Consider the following 18,956-nt stretch of genomic DNA (forward strand, 5'->3'; position numbering starts at 1 on the left):
GGTGCTCACCGAGGCCGAGGTGCTCTCGCTGTGGGAGGCGGGGCTCGGCCAGCCACCCGTGCGCCGTTCGCTCGCGCTGGCCGTCGCCGGTGGCGCGGACCGGCCGGACGAGCTGACCGTGGGACAGCGCGAGGGACTGCTGTTGTCCTTGCACGAGAAGGGCTTCGGCGGTGCGCTGCCCTGTCAGGTGGCGTGTCCGGCCTGCGGTGAGCAGCTGGCGCTGACCGTGGACGTGACCGAGTTGCGCGCCGACGCGCCACCCCAGGAATCGGCCACGCTGCTGGCCGACGGGGTGGAGGTGGAGTTCCGCCCGGTGCAGTGCTCGGACCTGCTTGCCGTGTCGGCGGAAACCGGTGACGCCCGGCTGGCGTTGCTGCGCCGCACGGTGGTCGGTGCCCGGCGTGGCACGGAGCCGGTTCCGGTCGCGGCGCTGGGAGAGGCGGTGCTGGAGGCGATCGCGGGCGCACTGCCCGAGGTCGACCCGCAGGCCGACATCTCCCTCGCCCTGGACTGCTCCGGCTGCGGTCACGCCTGGCTGGCGCCCTTCGACGTCGGCGGCTACCTGTGGGCCGAGATCGAGGCCTGCGCGCACCGGTTGCTGTTCGACATCCACGCCCTGGCCTCGGCCTACGGCTGGACCGAGGCCGAGGTGCTGTCGGTGAGCCCGGCACGCAGGCGGTTCTACCTGGAGGCGGGGGCGTGGTGAGCGGGGACCTAGTGGGCAGGCTGGTCAACGGGGACAGCCTGGCGGTGCGGCCGCTGCTGCCGTCGATGTTCGAGACACCGGTGGCGCCGCGGCACGAACCGGAAGAACGGCCGGGCCTGGTCCGGACCGATGATGGCGGGCGGGCGCCGGGTCGACCGGCCGAGCACCCGGGGTCTGTTGTGCCCGCCCGCCACCAGCACAGTGCTCCGGGTGGTCCGGCCTTCCCAGTAGAACCGGGCCATCCGGTTGGCCCGGCGTCGCCGCAGTCGTCGGCGGCGCCGGGTAGCCAACCTCGGGTGACTCGGCCGGAGTCCGGTGGGACGCCGGAACTGTCCCGGCCCGTGCATCCGGTCGCGGTGCCGAGGCGATCCGAAACCCAGGTACGCAACGAAAAAGCCGAAGTCGCGGATCAACCGGTGCCGCCTGGCCGACCCGGTCCGCTCAGGTCACCGGGCCAAGCAGCGGACCACCGCGGAGACCCGGTCGCACTCGACCCGCCGGGGTACGCGGCAGTGCTGGATCGCCCTGGTCCGGTCGACGGCCCCCGGGAATCGGCCACCTCCGTGGTGTCGCCGCGTCCGACCGCGCCGGGATATCCCGTCGCCGCGGTCTCCGGCCAGTCACCCGTACCGCCCAGCCCGGTTCCGCCCGCCAGTCCGCCCCGCCAGTCCCGCCGTCCCACCGTGCACATCTCCATCGGCCGGATCGAGATCCGCGCCCAGCAACCTGAACCAGCAAAGCCCCAGCGCACCAATGGTTCCCGCCGCAATGTCCTGGAACTCGACGACTACCTGCGAACCCGGAAGGGAGGCTGACCATGAGCAACGCCAGAGTGATCGAGGCCGTGACCCAGATCCTCAAGGGCATCCTCCAGTCCGGGGTGGACCGGGTCTACGACGGGGTGCGCGCCACCACCATGCCGCCGGACAAGGTCGGCGACACCGGGCATGAGGTGCAGCTCAACCTGTTCCTGTATCAGACCACTGTGGACAGTGCATGGCGCAACGACCCGTTCCCCGCCAACGCCACCCGGCGTGGTGAGGCCGGGTTCCCGCCACTGCCGCTGGTGTTGCGCTACCTGGTCACGCCGGTGGTCCGGGACGGGGACGAGATCGTCGCGCACCGGGTGCTCGGCGGGGCGTTGCGTGCCCTGCACGACCACCCCGTGCTCAGCGGCGCGGAGCTGAACCGCAAGGCCCCGTACGCCAGGGTGGCCGAGGAGGTCGAGTCGGTCAGCGTGACGCCGTTGCCCGCCGGGACCGATGAGCTGACCAACCTGTGGTCTGCCTTCCAGGCGCCGTACCGGATGTCGATGGCCTATGAGGCCAGGGTGGTGCTGATCGAGAGCGAACGGGAGTCCCGGGCGCCGGTGCCGGTGCTGCGCCGCGGCGAGGACGACCGCGGACCGATCGCGGTGCCCGAGGTGGGCACCGGGTTCCCGACCCTGGACACGGTGGAGGTCGAGGACGAGCACCCGGCCGCGCTGCTCGGTGAGGCGATCGTGTTGCGGGGCACCAATCTGGCCGGTGCGGACCTGGAAGTCAGCCTGAGTCATCCGCTGCTGGCCGCGCCGGTGAAGCCGACGATCACCGGGAAATCCGCCACCCACCTGGGGTTCCGGGTGCCCGCCGACGTCGAGCGTACGCCAGCCGGATTCTGGACCGCGACCGTCTCACTCACCAGCGCCGAGGGGGATCGGTTGCACAGCAACGCGATCCCGGTCGGGATCGGGCCGCGGATCACCAGCCGGATGCCGATGGAGGTGCACCGGCTACGGGACGCCGAGGGCTCCGTGGAGGTCAACCTCACCCTGGAACCGGTGGTGCGACCGGGACAGCGGGTGTTCCTGCTGCTCGGCTCGCGGGCCGTGCCGCCGAGGGAGTTCCGCGAGGCCACCGGATCCCTGGAGTTCCGGGTGCCCTTCGCGGTGGCGGGCACACACCTGACCCGGGTCCGGGTGGACGGGGTGGACACCCGCCTCGTCGACCGCGAGCCGGTCATCCCGGTCTTCGACGACACCCAGCGGGTGACCGTCCGGTGAACGCCGATCCGGGCTGGCAGCTGGCCAACGACCGCTACCTGGGAGCCTCCCTGGCCTGGCTGCGGCTGAAACTGCGCCACCACATCGAACTCCGCCGCGGCGCGCCGCCGCCACCCCCGCCGCCACCGCCCGCGCCGCAACCACCGCAGCCACCCGCGCAGGTCCGCCGGGCCCGCTGGTTCGCCGCGGATCCCGAACCCGAAGCCCCGGCCTCGCCACCGCCACCGCCGCCCGCGCCGCCGAACATGCTGGCCGCGCTCACCCGTGAACTGGAGGTGGTCAGCCGGGTGCGGGCCGAGGCCGCGACCGGGGAACACCGGCCCGCGTTGCTGACCGTGGCCGAGCTGTTCGGGCTGTCCGAGTTCGAGCGGGACACCCTGCTGCTGTGCGCGGCCGCCGAACTGGACCCGTCCATCAGCAGCCTGTGCGCGCTTGCGCACGGCAACGAACGGATGGGATTCCCCAGTTTCGGGCTCGCGCTCAGCGTGCTGCCCGACCCGGCCTGGGACGTGGTCGCGCCGCACCGCGGGCTGCGCCGCTGGCAGTTCGTCGAGATCAACCAGCTGCCCGGGCAGCCGCTGGTCACCAGTGCGCTGCGCACCGACGAGCGGGTGGTCAGCTATCTGAAGGGGCTCAACCACCTCGACGACCGACTGGACCCACTGGTGTCCATTGTGGAGGAAGCCAGGCGGGTCGAGCTGCCGCCCTCGCAACGGGCCGCGCGGGAACAGGTCAGCGCGGAATGGGTTTCCGGCGGCGGCGCCGTGGTGCAGCTGGCCGGGGCCGATGAGCCCAGCAAACTCCTGATCGCGCAACGGGCCGCGGCCGAGGTGGGGCTGGTGCTCTACCGGATGCCCGCCGCGTTGCTGCCGGACCAACCGAAACAGCTCGACGAGCTGGCCCGACTGTGGCAGCGGGAATCCGCGCTGCTGCCACTCGCGCTGTACCTGGACATCGGCGATGACCCCGCGGGAACCGCCGAGACCCCAACGGTGTCCCCGGTGGGCCGGTTCGTGTCCAGGATCGGCGGCCCGGTGCTGTTGGGCACCAGGGAGAGCCGGCCCGAGCTGGGACGTCGCTCGGTGGTGGTGGACGTCGCCCCACCCACCGCCACCGAGCGCGTCGCCGCCTGGAGACAAGCCCTCGGGCCCCAGGCCCCCGAGCACGTGATCACCGGACTAGCCGCGCAGTTCGCCATGGACACCGCGGCGATCAGCGAACTCGGCGCGCTCGCCGGCGGCGGGGACCGTGCGCTGTGGCGGGGCTGCCTGGCCAGGACCCGGCCGCGGATGGACGCCCTCGCGCAGCGGCTGGAACCCAAGGTGGGCTGGGACGACATCGTGCTGCCGCCGGAGGAACTGACCCTGCTGCACCGGATCGCCGAGCAGGTCGCACACCGCACCAGGGTGCACAGCGACTGGGGCTTTGGTGATCGCATCACCCGAGGACTGGGCGTCACCGCGTTGTTCAGCGGGCCCAGCGGCACCGGCAAGACCATGGCCGCGGAGGTGCTGGCCGCCGAACTCGGCCTGGACCTGTACCGGATCGACCTGTCCGCGGTGGTCAGCAAGTACATCGGCGAGACCGAGAAGAACCTGCGGCGCCTGTTCGACGCGGCCGAGACCGGTGGCGCGATCCTGTTCTTCGACGAGGCCGACGCGTTGTTCGGCAAACGCAGTGAGGTCAAGGACAGTCACGACCGCTACGCCAACATCGAGATCAACTACCTGCTGCAGCGGATGGAGTCCTACAGCGGCCTGGCCGTGCTGGCCACCAACCTGCGCAACGCCCTGGACAACGCGTTCCTGCGCAGGCTGCGCTTCATCGTCGGCTTCCCCTTTCCCGGGGTCGAACAGCGCAAGGCCATCTGGCGCAAGGCGTTCCCGCCGCAGGCCCCGATCGCCGAACTGGACTTCGACCGGCTGGCCACCCTGCAGGTCAGCGGCGGCATGGCGCGCAACATCGCGCTCAACGCCGCCTTCCTGGCCGCCAGCGGCGACGGCGTGATCACCATGCCGGTGGTGCTGGCCGCCGCCCGCACCGAGTTCCGCAAACTCGACCTGCCGGTGCAGGACCGCGATTTCGAGCTGGTGAACCGCCATGGCTGACCGGATCGAACTGCGCATCGACCACCTGGTGCTCGACGGTGTGGCAGAGCCCCACCAGGTCACCGAGATCACCGAGGCGGTGCACGCGGAACTGACCCGCCTGCTGACCGCGGCCCCCGCCGGGCGCTGGGCCCCGGCGCGGCGCCGCCGGGCGGTTGGCCGGGCCGTCGTCACGGGACGGCCCGGCCAACTCGCCACCGCCATCGCCCAGTCCGTGCACCAGGCCGTCCGAGGCGGTGCCGAATGACCCGAGCGCACCAGACCCGCAACCCCGGCACCCCGGCGACCGCAGGCCAGGGCCGGGCCCTGGAACCGGTGCTGCGGCACGACCTGGAGGCCCGGTTCCACGCCGACTTCAGCCAGGTCCGCGTGCACACCGGCCCCGAGGCCGCGGCCGCCGCCAACACTCTGGACGCCCGTGCCTACACCGTCGGCCAGCACATCGTCTTCGGCGCCGAGGACTATCAACCGTCCACAATGGCCGGTCGCGGCCTGCTCGCGCACGAGCTGGCGCACACCCTGCAACAGGGCAACACTCAGCCCGGCCCCGGACTCCCGGTGAGCCGGGTGTCCGACCACGCCGAGGGTGAGGCCAGGACCGCGGTCGAGGCTGTCGCCGACGGACGCAGGCCCACTGTCCGAAGTGGACAGAGGCCGGTGCTGGCCCGGCAGACCAAGGGCGAGCAGCCCAAACCGGTGCCGAAGAAGAGGACTGCGGAGGAACTGGCGGCCGAGGCCGCGGCCAAGCGGGAAGCCCTGGACGCCAAGGCCCGCGAGTTCGGCGCGGCCGACTACGCCGACTACAAGGCCAACCTGGTCGGCGGCACCGTCTTCGGGGTGGCCATCGCGGCGCTCGGACCGGTGCACCCGCGCTTCCTGCGCAAGCTCAAGCAGGTCGAGGCGGACGCCCTGGCCGCCAACGGCGGGGCCGACCTCGGCGTGCGCAGTGTGCTCGGCTACTACCCGGGCGGGCTGCACGCCTGGGGCCGGGCGGTGGACCTCAACCTGGGCCGCAACGTCTACGTCACCCATTCCAACGGCGAGCAGGGCATTTCCGCGCTGGTCGACCCGGTCTACGACCGCATCGCCCGCCGCATGCTCCACCGCGACTCCGCGCTGGTACACGGCACGAAGAAGATCGCCGTCGACACCGGACTGGTCGCACCCGGCAAGGCGCCCAGCCGGGACCAGGAGTTCGAGCTGATCGCCCAGGAGAACGACGCGATGATCGACTACTTCGCGGCGATCCGCACCGAGGACCCGAGGATCCCGGCCCGCCGGGTGTCCCGGACCGTGCTCACCACCCCGCTCACCCCGGATGACCCGGGCATCGAGCAGATCCGGCGGGACTTCGACATCCTGCGCGGTGTCGGCCAGCCGGTGTTCGGCGACAAGGACTACCCGTTCCAGGACAAGACCGGCGGCAAACAGGTCGACCGCACCCCGCACGGCGGATTCCTGGACCTGCCACGCGAGCTGGTCAACGCCGCCAGAGCCCGCGGATTGCGCTGGGGCGGCACGGATTTCGGCGCGGAGAGCGGCGACATGATGCACATCGACGACGCCAACCACTCGGCGGAGTACCGCGGACCCGGGAGCTGGAGCTGACATGCCAGGAGAACGAGTCCAGCAAACCCGGCCCGCCACCCCGGCGCCCGCCCCCGCGCCCGGCCTGGCCAGGGCGTGGACCCCGCTCGGCCCGATCGCGGTCGACGGTCTCGGCGCGATCCCGCTGACCGGGGACAAGGACCGCGACGAGGCGCTCAAGCAGATCAGCGCCACCCTGGACGTGGCCGGGCACTACACCGGTTTCGGCCGGGCGAACACCGCGGTCACCGCCGAACACCAGCGGTCCGGCCGCTGGCTGGCCGGAGTGATCACCCGGCACCTGATCCGGGTGCCGAACCTGCGCCTGGTCATCACCAGCCGGGGCGATTCCCTTGCCGCCCAGCGCGCCCAGGCCGTGCGCGCGATGCTGGTGTCCTTCGGTCTGGCCGAGCACATCCTGCGGGTGCGGACCGAGACCACCGCCGGGGACAGCTCGGTGCGGGTCGGCATCGACCCGCTGACCTTCCTCACCCAGCTCACCCCACCGAAACCCTTGCCGCCCAGCACACCGCCGCCGATCAAGCCGCCGCTGGTGACCAAGTCGAACCAGTCCGGCCGCTCCCCGGTGCCTGCCGAAGGCGAGGCCAGTTCCAGCGACAGCTATGCCGAAGCAGGCAAGACCGCGCTCAAGGCGACACTGAAACTGCCCGAGATCGCCAACCAGGTCAACCAGCTCAAGAGTATCGCCGACCAGCGCAAGGACGAGGTGCTCAAGGGACTGCGGCCGGAAGGCTGGGTCGCGGTCGGGGTGATCGGCGGCACGATGGCCGGGATCACCGTGTACGGCATGACGCAGAACCAGGACCTGCGCGAGTTCCTGCTGCCCAAACTGCTCGACCTGACCATCGACCTGCCGTCGAAATGGCTGCCCAACGGGGTTTCGGTCACCGTGGGACCGCGGAAACTCGACCTCGGCCTGGACCTCGGCTCGGCCATCCCGGCCCTGGGCACACTCGGCGACCCGTTCCGGCTGAAGTTCAACGGCAGCCTCGAACCCGGCAAGGACCGCGCGGTGGACTTCAGCATCGGATTCACCCTGGAGATCGACCTGACCCCCCGTTCGACAGGAGCGCCGCGATGACCGCACGGATCACGCCGAAGACCGCGCGGGGCGGTTTTGTCCTGGTGGAGCCCAAGATGGGCCGGGAGAAGAAGGTCATCACCTTCCAGTACAACCCGGACACGCTCACCCGCACCCTGCGCCCGCAGACCGCCGACAACCCTGGCGACCGGCTGGAGTCGTTGCGGCTCAAGGGACCCGCCCAGGAAACCTACAAGTTCGACGCCGAGTTCGACGCCGCCGACCAGCTCGACCAGCCCGACCGCTACCGGATCGTGGCCGAGCACGGACTGCACCCAATCCTGGCCGCACTGGAGATGTCCTTCTCGCCCACGCTGAAACAGCTCACCGGGGAGAACGACGACGCCCGGCTCGGACTGATCGACATCGCCCCGGTGCAAGCCCCGCTGACCCTCCTTGTCCTGGGCACCAAACGGGTTTTGCCGGTGCGGATCACCGAGTTCAGCGTGACCGAGGAAGCCTTCGACACCGCGCTCAACCCGATCCGCGCCAAGGTCAGCGTGGGCGCGCAGGTGCTGTCCGTGGACGACCTCGGGTTCGACCACCGGGGCGGCCAGCTCTACCTGCGGCACCAGACCCGCCGCGAGTTGTTCGCCGATCTCGTCACCGACTCGCTCGGCGCGGTCGGCCTGCCCAGCCTTCCCGGAGTGTGAGCCGTGATCCCGATGTCCAGCCGCTACCACGGCGTGCCGACCAGCCAGCACACCCTGCCCGACGGCCGGGTGATCACCCACCTGCGCCGCCGCCCACTGCCCAGACCCGAGGACCTCAGCCAGATCGCCGACCACGTGGTGGCGCCGGGCGAACGCCTGGACGTGATCGCCTTCCAGGTGCTCGGCGACGCCGAAGCGGCCTGGCGGATCGCCGACGCCAACGGCGCGGTCGACCCGGACGAGCTGACCGCGACCCCCGGCCGACGGCTGCGGATCACCCTGCCCTACGGCGTGCCGGGGACCGGCGATGGCGGGTGAGTTCCAGCTCCAGCTCTATATCGGCAAGGTCGCGGTGCTGCCCGCTCCGGCCTTGCTCACCGACGCGTTGCAATCAGCCAAGGTGATCAGCAGCGCCCGCGACCGCACCGGGTTCCAGCTCACCTTCGCGGTCAGCCGGAACTCGCCGATCACCACCACCCTGCTGCCCGCCGGAGCACTCGACCCGGAAACCCGGATCATCCTGGTGGCACTGGTCCGCGGCCTGCCGCAGGTGCTGGTGGACGGCGTGATCACCACCCAGTCGATGAACCCCGGCACCGAACCGGGCACCGCCACCCTGACCATCACCGGCGAGGACCTGCTGGTGCTGCTGGACATGGTCAAGGAACGCGACGGCCACCTGTTCCTGCCGCCGGACCTCCAGGTCAGCAAGATCCTGGCCAAGGAGAAGTACTTCAAGTACGGCATCCTGCCCGGCGCGGTGCCCGCGGTGATCCCGGAAATCCCCGACCTCGCGGGGCAGGGCGCCGTGCAGACCGACAGCGACCTGGACTACATCGAATGGCTGGCTCGCAAGGCCGGTTACACCTTCTACCTCATCCCCAACCGGCTGCCCGGCACCAGCGTCGCTTACTGGGGCCCGGAGATCCGGATCGGCGTGCCCCAGCCCGCGCTGACCGTGGACTCCGGCACCGCGACCAACGTGGAATCGTTGAGCTTCACCATGAACGGCCTGGCCCGCACCCGGTGGACGATGGACATCACCATCCCGTTCACCAAACTGACCAGGTCCGTCGCGGTGCCCGACCTCAGCCTGCTGCGCCCGCCACTGGCCCTGCGACCCGCCCCGCAGCTCAAAGAAGCCCCGTTGCCCAGCACCGCCAACAAATCCTTCGCCGAAGTGAGCCTGCTCGGGCTGGCCGCCACCGCGAAAGAGGCCGACGCGGTCACCGCCGAGGGCAGCCTGGATGTGTTGCGGTACGGGCACATCCTACGCTCCCGCGAACTCGTCGGAGTGCGCGGCGCCGGATTCGCCTACGACGGCCTCTACTACGTCACCAGCGTCACCCACGACCTCCAGCGCGGCCAGTACAAGCAGACCTTCAGCCTCAGCAGGGACGGACTCGTCTCTCTCACCCAGCAGGTGCCGACATGATCGAGCAGAGCACGAAGTTCACCGGCCTCTACCGCGGCGTGGTGGTCTCCGCCATCGACCCCCTGGACCGGGGCCGGTTGCTGGTCAAGGTTTCCGATGTGCTCGGCGACCTGCCCGCGATCTGGGCCGAACCCGCCACCCCCCTGGCAACCCCCGGCGGTGGCGGCATCTACGTGCGGCCGCTGCCGATGGCCGGAGTGTGGATCGGGTTCGAGGAGGGCGACCCGGAACGCGCGGTGTGGCTGGGATTCTGGCGTGGCGGAAAGCACGAGGTGCCAGCCGAGGCCAACGCCGCGCTGCCCGGCGTGCCGGTGATGGTGCTGGCCACCTCGGCGCAGAACTCCATCGTGCTCAACGACAGTCCCGGCGGCGGCCTCACCCTGCGGCACGGCACCGCGCTGATCTCCATCACCGACGCCGGAATCCTGCTGTCCAACGGCAAAGGCGCGACGATCACCCTGGCCGGCAACACGGTCAGCGTCAACGGCCCCGCGCTGCAAGTGACATGAGGGGGAGAAGACCATGCCAGGATTCCTGTTCCACGCCGGCGCGGTGCTGACCTGCGGGCATGCCGGTCAGGCCAAGGTGGTCACCCCGGGCCAGAGCCGGGTGCTGGTCGGCGGACAGCCGGTGGCCACCGCGACCGCGCAGATCCTCGTCGCTGGCTGCCCCGGTGTGCCGCCCGCCCCGCCCTGCACCAAGGTCCAGTGGACCGGACTGGCGAGCCGGGTGCGCGCGACGGGCTCGCCGGTGCTGGTGCAGGCCACCGTGTCCGGGCCGGGCAACGGGATCTGCGCCGGGCCACCGCCGCCGGTGCCGATCGTGGTGTCCGTGCAACCGAGGGTCCGGGGGCTGTGATGCACATCGACTTCCCGTACCAGATCGACCACCGCGGCCGCACCGCCGAGACCACGCATCCCGACCACGTGCGGGATCTCATCGAGCAGTTGCTGTTCACCACGCCGGGGGAGCGGGTCAACCGGCCGGACTTCGGTTGCGGCCTGCTCGAATTGGTGTTCGCGCCCAACAGTCCCGAACTGGCCGCCACCTTGCAGGCCAGTACTCAGGCCGCGTTGCAGCGTTACCTCGGCGATGTGCTCACCGTGATCGAGCTGACCGTGCTCGCCGAGGAGTCCACCATCGGCGTCACCCTGCGGTACCGGCTGCTCAGCACCGGCGAGATCCACACCGAGACCATCGAGGGGAGCGTGACCCCATGACCGAGACCCTCCACTATGGACAGACACGGCGAGCCAGGCTGCGTGCCTCGGGTCGTAACGGTCTGGACGCGATCGAGGTCGACGAGTCCGGTCTGGTGCTCACCGTGCTGCTCTACGGCAAGGCCCCCGAGGACCTCGGCCCGGAGCACTTCCGGATCACCGGCGGCAGGCGGATCACCGGCATCCGGGTCCGCACCGCCGAACTGCTCTCGCCCGAGGACCCCGACCTGGAGGACCGGGTGCGCCTGGGTGTGGACCGGGCCGGGGACTTCTCCACCTACACCCTGCACGCGGTCACCGCCGGACCCGACGGCGTGCCGACCGAACAACCGCACCCCGCCTTCGACCCGCGCTACGCGAGCCTGGGCTTCTCGTTCAAACAGCACTGCCCGACCGACGCGGACTGCAAGCCAGGGGAGAGTCCACAGGGGACGGACCTGCCGCCCGCGATCGACTACCTGGCCAAGGATTATTCCAGCTTCCGGCAACTGCTCCTGGACCGGCTCAGCCTGACCGTGCCGGACTGGCGGGAGCGCCGCGTCCCCGACCTCGGCATCGCACTGACCGAACTACTCGCCTACACCGGTGACCGGCTCAGCTACAAGCAGGACGCGGTCGCGGGCGAGGCATACCTGGACACCGCCCGGGAACGCATCTCGGTGCGCCGCCACGTCCGGCTGGTCGACTACCCGATGCACGACGGCTGCGCCGCCCGCACCGCCGTGCAGCTCAACGTCGACCGCCCGGTCCAGCTCAACCCCGGCGAATTCCGGTTCATCACCCTGAAACCCGGGATCCTGCCCGGCCAGTCCGCGCTCACCGAGAGCCAGCTGCGGGCCGCGCACGTGCCCGACGGCAGCTACGAGATCTTCGAGCCGCTCACCCCGGACGGCCTGTGCCTGCATGAGCCACACAACCGGATCTCGCTGTGGACCTGGGGCGGCGAGGAAACCCTGCTGCCCACCGGCGCCACCTCGGTGACCCTGCGCGACTGCGATCTCCAGCTCACTCCCGGTGATCTCCTGCTGTTCGAGGAGATCGTGGGCCCGGCCACCGGTCGTCCCGCCGACGCCGACCCGGCACACCGCCAGGTGGTCCGGCTCACCGGTGTCACCCCGGCCGTCGATCCGCTCTACGACAACGAACCGCTCCTGAAAGTCAGCTGGGATCGGGCCGACGCGCTGACCTTCCCACTGCTGATCAGCACCGACCGGGAACCCGGCTGCCCGCCCCTGGAAGTCAGTGTGGCCCGCGGCAACCTGGTCCTGGTGGAACACGGCCGATTGCTGCCCCGGGAGCCGATCACCCTGCCCGCGCCGGTGCTCAAGCGCGGCCCGGTCACCCAGCACGCCGCCTTCGGCGCCCCCGAGATCGTGGCCGAACAGCAGGCCACACTCGTGGCCCGTATCCCGTCCCGGGCCAGGGCGTTCGTCCGCGAACTGTGGGCCAAGGCCCGCGACGGCGGCACGCTCACCGAACCGGAGACTGCTCGCCTCACTGTCCTTTTCGGACGGAAGCCCCTGGCCAGGCTCGCCCGGGATCCGCTGGGCACCCTGGTGCGGCTGCTGTCCGACTTCGACGAGTTCCTCGCCGCCAAACTGCGCCGGATCACCGTGCTCACCCGTCGCGCCCGCCGTGGCATGGTGCTGGACCAGGGCATCGCCTGGGAGCTGGCGCAAAGCTGGGGTGAGGGCTGCGAACTCGACCCGCGCCGCCCCGAATTCCTCGGCCCGGTCGACCGCAACCTGCCCACCGACCCGCGCACCGCCCGGCCCGCCGTCCTCCTGCGCGATGCGGACGGCAACATCTGGACACCGCAACGGGATCTCCTGGACAGCGGCCCGGCCGACCGGCACTTCGTCGGCGAACTCGACGACGAAGGCCGCCTGCACCTGCGCTTCGGCGACAACCGGCACGGTCGCGCACCCCGCGCCGAGGACAACCTCACCGCCGAATATCGGATCAGCCGACCCACCGCCGGGAATGTCGGCCGCGACACCATCACCCGCCTGCTCACCCGCCAGCGCACCATCGCCGGGATCATCCAGGTCCGCAACCCGTTGCCCGGCAAGGGCGGCACCGACCCGGAGCCGGTCAACCAGGTCCGCGACCGGGCCCCGATCGAACCGACCACCCGGTTGCTGCGCGCGGTCACCGCCGAGGACTACGCCACCCTGGCCGGAGAGGTCCGCGGCGTGCAGCGGGCCGCGGCCGCGCTGCGCTGGAACGGCAGCTGGTACGAGGCCCAGGTCGCGGTGGACCCACTCGGCCAGAGCGAACCACCGCCCGCCCTGCTGCACACCGTGCGGGACACCCTCCGGCACTACCGCAAGATCGGCCACGACCTCCAGGTCGGCGCCGCCCAGCTGGTGCCCCTGGACATCGCGCTGGAGGTGTGCGCGGAAGCCAACCACGTCAACGCGCAACTCCGGGCAGCCCTGCTGAAGGCAGTGGGCGGCAACGGATTATTCCACCCGGATAACCTGACCTTCGGCGAACCCGTGCGGGCCAGCCTGATCATCGCCACCGCCGCGGCCGTGCCCGGGGTGCGCAGCGTCCGCCTCACCAAGCTGCACCGCCTGTTCGCACCACCCGCGGGGGAACTCGACCGCGGGCTGCTGCCGCTGGCCGCACTGGAGGTGGCCCAGCTCGACAACGACCCCGCCCGGCCGGAGAGCGGCCGCCTGACCGTGACTGTCCGAGGTGGACGATGACCGGCAACCCCATCCACAACCGGACCGGCCTGGCCGCCATCGCCCACCGGATCGGCACCCACCGCGGCCTCCTGGACGCGGCCAAGAAGAAGCTGTCCGCGCACCCGGCGCTGGATCCGTTGACCGCCAGGGACACCGACGATTTCAGCATCGCGCTGCTCGACGGCTGGGCCTGCCTCGGCGAAGTGCTCAGCTTCTACACCGAACGCCTGGCCAACGAGGGCTACCTGCGCACCGCCACCGACCCCGAGTCGATCCGGTTGCTGGGCCGCCTGGTCGGCCACCAGCCGCGGCCCTCGGTCGGCGCCAGCGCCTACCTGTCCTACACCCTGGCCGACGGCGCGGACACCGTCCTGGACGCCGGGAACCGGGCCACCAGCAGTGCCGTAGGCACCCCGCCGCAGAGCTTCGAGACCAGTGTGGACCTGCGCGCCAAGGGTGAATGGAACGACCTGGGCATCCGCCGATTCCAGCCAAGGGACCTGACAGTCCAGGAAATCCCGGCCCTGCCGCTGATCGAGATCGACGGTGTGGACGCGAACATCAGCGGCGGCAACCGGCTGCTGTTCGACTTCGGCGCCAAGAACCCGCCGATCCTGCGCACCGCCATCGGCGCCCGCCCGCAACCCGAACTCGGCTACACCATCGTCGACTTCCAGCCACCGGATCCACGCCGCGACTACCAGAACGGGCTGACCGCGCTGATCAACGCGGTCAGCACCGCAAAGGACCCGCGCAACAAGTTCACCACCGCCGTCACCAAGAACCTCCTGGAACCCTTGGGCATCGCACTCCCCGGCACCGTCGAACAGGCCCTGGGCACCGTGCTGCGCAGTGCGATGTACCGGATCCCGGAGATCCTGGCGGTCGGCCGGGCCAACGCACTCGCCCCGGCCGACTGGCTGAACCGGCTGGCAGCGGTATTGCTGGCCGGGCACAACGCACTCCGGCTGGCCGCGATCGTGCTCGGCGACCGCTACCAGCCTGCCGATCTCGTCCTGCGAGCGGCGAAACAGGCCGCGGACGAGTGCCCCACCGACGAATGCCCGCCGCCCCCACCGGAGGACCGGCCGGAAACGGTGGCGGGCTTGGTGCGGTTGCTGCCCGCGCTGCGCACCCCGCCTTCCGAGCCGCCACCTGGCTCCGCCGAACTCGACCGCGCCGTCACCACCGCGTTCAAACCCGCCTCCGACACCGGTGTCCGGGTGCTCACCGCCGCCGACCCGAGCCTGACCGCCGTGCTCTACCAGGCCTGGTCCGAACTCGACCTCACCCCACCGTCCACAGTGGAACGACTGTGGGTGTTCCGGTCCAGCTGCTCCCCATTCGGCCTCACCCTGCCCACCCCGCCGAGCAGCGGCGAGGTCCACCTGGCCGCCGAACCCAAGTACGACCCGGTCGGGGCAGGGGAACCCACCGAACTCGCCCTCGACGCCCAGTACGACGCCATCGCCCCGGACAGCTGGCTGGTCCTGGAACGCCCACCGGTGGGGCCGGCCGAACTGGTGGTCAAGGTGCGCAAGGTGGAGAAGCGGGTGGTCAGCTTCCAGGACTACTCGGCCACCGTCACCGTGCTCACCCTGGACCGCCCGTGGCGCACCGACGCCAGCACCGTGGCCCAGGTCCGGCTCACCGCCGTGCGGTTCCAGGCCGAACCGCTGACCGTGATCGGCGATCCCATCCTCGGCCCGGTGGGCGGGGCGAAGCTCGAACTCGACCGGCTGCACCGGGATCTGACCACCGGCCGCTGGCTGATCGTCTCCGGTGAACGCGCCGACCTGCCCAACGGGATGCGCGGGGTGACCGCCGCCGAACTGGTCATGATCGGCGGCGTGCAACAGGGCGCCGACGTCGACATCCCCGGCGAACGTCCACACACGACAGTCATCCTCGCCACGTCGCTGGCCTACAAGTACCACCGGTCGACCGTGCGGGTGCACGGCAACGTGGTCGAGGCCACCCAGGGTGAGACCAGGTCCGAGGTGCTCGGCAGCGGCGACGCGACCGTGCCCGGCCAGCGGTTCACCGTGCGCGGCAAGCCGATCACCTGGCTGCCCAGCGAAACCCCGCTCGGCGCGAGCAACACCCTCGCCGTGCGAGTGGGCGGAGTCCGGTGGCGGGAAAGCACACTGCTCGGCGATCTCGGCCCCACCGACCTGGGCTACGTCACCAAACCCGCCGCCGAGGGGGCCACCGCGGTGCTCTTCGGCGACGGTCACCATGGGGCCAGGGTGCCCACCGGCGCGGAGAATGTCACCGCGGGCTACCGGATCGGCGCCGGAGAGGCCGGCAACGTGCCGGCCGGGAAGATCGACCAGCCCGCCACCCGGCCGGCCGGTGTCGACCAGGTGGTCAACCCGATCCAGGCCACCGGCGGCGCGGCCGCGGACGGACCGGAGGACGCCCGCCGGGTGACCCCGTTGCGCACCATGGCTTTGGACCGCCTGGTCTCGGTCGCGGACTACCGCGACTTCACCCAGGCCCGCGCCGGTATCGGCAAGGCCAGCGCCACCGCGCTCTCCGACGGCCGCCGCGAGGTGGTGCACGTGACCATCGTCGGGGTCCGGGACGCGCCGATCGCCCCGCACAGTGGCCTGTTCCGCACCTTGGCCGCCTCACTCACCCGCTTCGGCGAGCTGAACCTGCCGGTGGTGCTGGCGGTCCGGGAGCTGACTGTGCTGGTGCTCGCCGCCGGGGTCAAGGTCCGGCCCGAGTACGAGTGGCCCGAGGTGGAAGGCAGGCTGCGCGCCCGGCTGCTCGACCGATTCGGTTTCGCGGCAAGGGAACTGGGCCAGCCGGCGCACCTGAGCGAGGTGGTGGCGACCATGCAGGCGGTGGCCGGCGTCGACCACGTCGACGTGGACGCCTTCAGCGGGGTGCCGCACCAGATCGGGCCGCGCCAGATCGGCCAGATCGCCCGGTATCTCGACCAGGTCCAGGACACCGTGCCAGCCGACCCGGCCAAGCTGGAGCACTACGAGCACGAGGTCCGCTACGGCGAATCGCTCACCGGAATCGCCGAGTTCTGGTCGTTGTCCCTGGACACCCTGGCCGCGCTCAACCCCGAGCTGACCGGCATCGACCTGGTCACCGGCTCGAAGGTGCTGGTGCGTCAGGAGATCCGGCCAGCCCAGCTCGCCGTGTTCACCCCCGGCGTGCCGGACACGCTGATCCTGCGGAGGATTCGATGACCAGCAACGACCGGTTGTTCCAGCTCCTGCCCGGCGTCTACCGGCGCCGGGACGCCGAACGCGGCGGCCAACTGCGCGCGCTGCTGGACGTGATCACCGAACAGGCCGACCTGCTCGACGCCGACCTGGACCTGCTCTACCGTAACTGGTTCATCGAAACCAGCCAGGAATGGGCGGTGCCCTACCTCGGCGACCTGGTCGGCTACCGGCCGTTACGCGGCCCCGGCGAGGAACTCCCCCCGGAGCGCGCCGCCGCGCTGCTGGCCGCCTTGGCGCCACGCCGCGACGTGGCCGACACCATCCGCAACCGCCGCCGCAAAGGCAACCTCGCCCTGCTGGAACAACTCGCGGCCGACGTCGCCGACTGGCCAGCTCGCGCGGTCCAGTTCTCCGCCCTGCTGCACGGCGCCACCCCGGTCCGACTGTACACAGTGGACGAACGAGCCAACCGGGGCCGACGTCGCCGGGGCCGCCTGGCCGATCTCCGGCACGGCGACGCCCTGGACCGGCACGGCAACGACCCCGCCGTGCGCGCCGCCGGACTGCCCGGACCCTTCGACACCCTCAGTCACACCGTGCGCGTCTCCCGCCCCGACTCGCGCTATCGCCGTGGCGGCCCCAACATCCCCGACGTCGGCCTGTTCCTCTGGCGCCTGCGCCCCTACCCGGTGACCAAGGCTCCCGCGTACTGCATCGAACGCGCCTACCACCACTACACCTTCTCCATCCTGGGCAACGACCTGCCGCTGATCGCCACACCGGTCCCGGAACCCAGCGGCACGCACATCGCCGAGGAGGAGAACGTGCCCGCGTTCCTCCGCCGCCGCGCCTTCGCCGAACGCCTGGCCGACTACTACGGACCCGGCAAAAGCCTGTGCGTGTACCGGGATTCCCCGGACAACCCGGTCCCCCTGGCCGATGTGGTGGCCGCTGATCTGTCCGGGTGGAAGTACCGCCCGCAACGCGGCCAGGTAGCCATCGACCCGGTGCTGGGCCGGATCGCCTTCGCCAGCCGCGGGGCCCCCGAATCGGGGGTCTGGGTCACCTACCACCACGGCTTCTCCGCGGACCTGGGCGGCGGCGAGTACCACCGCGGCATCACCAAGCCGCCCAAGGAGATCAAGCGCTACCCGGTCGGACCCGGCGGCGCCGAAAGGATCATGGACGCGGTCGGCCAGTGGCAACAGGAACGCGCCAAGCACCCGCGGGCGATCATCGAGATCACCGACAACGGCGCGTACCAGGAACAAATCGACATCCCGTTGCTGCCGGGGGAGAAGCTCACCATCCGCGCCGCCGAGGGCCGCCGCCCGGTGGTCCGGCTGCTGGACTGGTACAGCAACCGCCCGGACGCGCTGCGCATCGTCGGCACCGCGCCCATGGCCGAGGCCGGGACTGACGGCTGCTGCCCACCGCCGCCGGAGTTCACTGTGGACGGTCTGCTGATCACCGGCCGCAGTGTGCGCGTCTCCGGCCCGATGGGCCCGGTGCGGTTCCGGCACTGCACCCTGGTGCCCGGCTGGTCCCTGGACGAGCACTGCCGCCCGGCCTTCGAGGAGGAACCCAGCCTCGAACTCATCGACACCACCGCCGAACTGCACCTGGACCACTGCATCGTCGGCACCGTCCGGGTCAGCCAAAGCGAAACCCGCACCGAACCACTGCGCATCCACAGCACCGACACCGTCATCGACGCCACATCGTCCACAGTGGACGCGGTCACCGGCCCGGACTGCCGACCCGCGCACGCCGTGTTCTCCGCCGTGCGCAGCACCGTCATCGGCCGCACCCGGGTGCACCAGCTGGGCCTGGTGGAGAACTCGATCCTGCTCGGCGAGACCTGCGTGGACCGACTGGCCGAGGGCTGCCTCCGATTCAGCTGGATCGAGCCTGGCGCACGCACCCCGCGCCGCCACCAGTGCCAGCCCGACGTGGCCCTGGCGGCCAACCCGCCGGACCCGGACCTGGTGACCGCCCGGATCCGCCCGCGCTTCACCAGCCTGCGCTACGGCGAACCCGGCTACGCCCAGCTCGCCCTGGACTGTGCCGAGGCCACTCGCCGGTGTGCCGACGACGCCAGCGAACCCGGCGTCTTCCACGACCTGTTCCAGCCGCAGCGCCAGGACAACCTGCGCACCCGGATCAACGAGCACCTCCCGGCCGGCTGCGAGGCCGGAATCATCCTTGTCAGCTAAGGGG

16 protein-coding genes are annotated in these 18,956 nt (G+C 71.0%); all 16 read left to right on the forward strand.

Features of this window, described 5'->3' with window-relative positions:
- Position 1: 1 nt before the first annotated feature.
- On the forward strand, positions 2-706 hold the full coding sequence (locus ACTOWY_RS20495) for a hypothetical protein (protein WP_441311246.1): 705 nt from the start codon (positions 2-4) through the stop codon (positions 704-706).
- Positions 707-1,389: 683 nt separating this feature from the next.
- On the forward strand, positions 1,390-1,521 hold the full coding sequence (locus tag ACTOWY_RS20500) for a hypothetical protein (protein ID WP_441311247.1): 132 nt from the start codon (positions 1,390-1,392) through the stop codon (positions 1,519-1,521).
- A gap of 2 nt (positions 1,522-1,523) precedes the next feature.
- Entirely contained in the window at positions 1,524-2,747 is a 1,224-nt protein-coding gene (locus ACTOWY_RS20505; protein ID WP_441311248.1) for a DUF4255 domain-containing protein, read from the forward strand.
- Positions 2,744-4,855 carry an ATP-binding protein gene (locus tag ACTOWY_RS20510; RefSeq protein WP_441311249.1) on the forward strand — a complete coding sequence of 704 codons (2,112 nt, stop codon included), beginning with the start codon at positions 2,744-2,746 and terminating at the stop codon, positions 4,853-4,855. The genes ACTOWY_RS20505 and ACTOWY_RS20510 overlap by 4 nt, the downstream gene beginning before the upstream one ends.
- Positions 4,848-5,102 (forward strand): hypothetical protein, encoded by a 255-nt coding sequence (locus tag ACTOWY_RS20515; RefSeq protein ID WP_441311250.1) that lies wholly within the window; start codon positions 4,848-4,850, stop codon positions 5,100-5,102. Before ACTOWY_RS20510 ends, ACTOWY_RS20515 begins: the two co-directional genes overlap by 8 nt.
- A complete protein-coding gene (locus ACTOWY_RS20520; RefSeq protein WP_441311251.1) occupies positions 5,099-6,463 on the forward strand; it encodes an eCIS core domain-containing protein in 1,365 nt (454 codons plus the stop codon). Before ACTOWY_RS20515 ends, ACTOWY_RS20520 begins: the two co-directional genes overlap by 4 nt.
- A gap of 1 nt (position 6,464) precedes the next feature.
- A complete protein-coding gene (locus tag ACTOWY_RS20525; protein ID WP_441311252.1) occupies positions 6,465-7,544 on the forward strand; it encodes a hypothetical protein in 1,080 nt (359 codons plus the stop codon).
- Positions 7,541-8,197 carry a hypothetical protein gene (locus ACTOWY_RS20530; RefSeq protein WP_441311253.1) on the forward strand — a complete coding sequence of 219 codons (657 nt, stop codon included), beginning with the start codon at positions 7,541-7,543 and terminating at the stop codon, positions 8,195-8,197. Before ACTOWY_RS20525 ends, ACTOWY_RS20530 begins: the two co-directional genes overlap by 4 nt.
- A 12-nt stretch (positions 8,198-8,209) precedes the next feature.
- A complete protein-coding gene (locus tag ACTOWY_RS20535) occupies positions 8,210-8,515 on the forward strand; it encodes a LysM domain-containing protein (RefSeq protein ID WP_441311282.1) in 306 nt (101 codons plus the stop codon).
- Positions 8,505-9,632 (forward strand): hypothetical protein, encoded by a 1,128-nt coding sequence (locus tag ACTOWY_RS20540; RefSeq protein ID WP_441311254.1) that lies wholly within the window; start codon positions 8,505-8,507, stop codon positions 9,630-9,632. Before ACTOWY_RS20535 ends, ACTOWY_RS20540 begins: the two co-directional genes overlap by 11 nt.
- Positions 9,629-10,141, forward strand: coding sequence for a phage baseplate assembly protein V (locus ACTOWY_RS20545; RefSeq protein ID WP_247763591.1), 513 nt, complete (start codon positions 9,629-9,631; stop codon positions 10,139-10,141). The genes ACTOWY_RS20540 and ACTOWY_RS20545 overlap by 4 nt, the downstream gene beginning before the upstream one ends.
- A gap of 13 nt (positions 10,142-10,154) precedes the next feature.
- Entirely contained in the window at positions 10,155-10,490 is a 336-nt protein-coding gene (locus ACTOWY_RS20550; RefSeq protein WP_441311255.1) for a hypothetical protein, read from the forward strand.
- Positions 10,490-10,852: a GPW/gp25 family protein gene (locus tag ACTOWY_RS20555; RefSeq protein WP_441311256.1), complete on the forward strand. Its 363-nt coding sequence runs from the start codon at positions 10,490-10,492 to the stop codon at positions 10,850-10,852. The genes ACTOWY_RS20550 and ACTOWY_RS20555 overlap by 1 nt, the downstream gene beginning before the upstream one ends.
- Positions 10,849-13,566: a putative baseplate assembly protein gene (locus ACTOWY_RS20560; protein WP_441311257.1), complete on the forward strand. Its 2,718-nt coding sequence runs from the start codon at positions 10,849-10,851 to the stop codon at positions 13,564-13,566. Before ACTOWY_RS20555 ends, ACTOWY_RS20560 begins: the two co-directional genes overlap by 4 nt.
- Positions 13,563-16,757 (forward strand): putative baseplate assembly protein, encoded by a 3,195-nt coding sequence (locus ACTOWY_RS20565; protein WP_441311258.1) that lies wholly within the window; start codon positions 13,563-13,565, stop codon positions 16,755-16,757. Before ACTOWY_RS20560 ends, ACTOWY_RS20565 begins: the two co-directional genes overlap by 4 nt.
- A complete protein-coding gene (locus tag ACTOWY_RS20570) occupies positions 16,754-18,952 on the forward strand; it encodes a hypothetical protein (protein ID WP_441311259.1) in 2,199 nt (732 codons plus the stop codon). Before ACTOWY_RS20565 ends, ACTOWY_RS20570 begins: the two co-directional genes overlap by 4 nt.
- Positions 18,953-18,956: the final 4 nt, after the last annotated feature.

Origin of the sequence: Crossiella sp. CA198, from assembly GCF_052078295.1 — a bacterium.
Classification (GTDB): Bacteria; Actinomycetota; Actinomycetes; order Mycobacteriales; family Pseudonocardiaceae; genus Crossiella.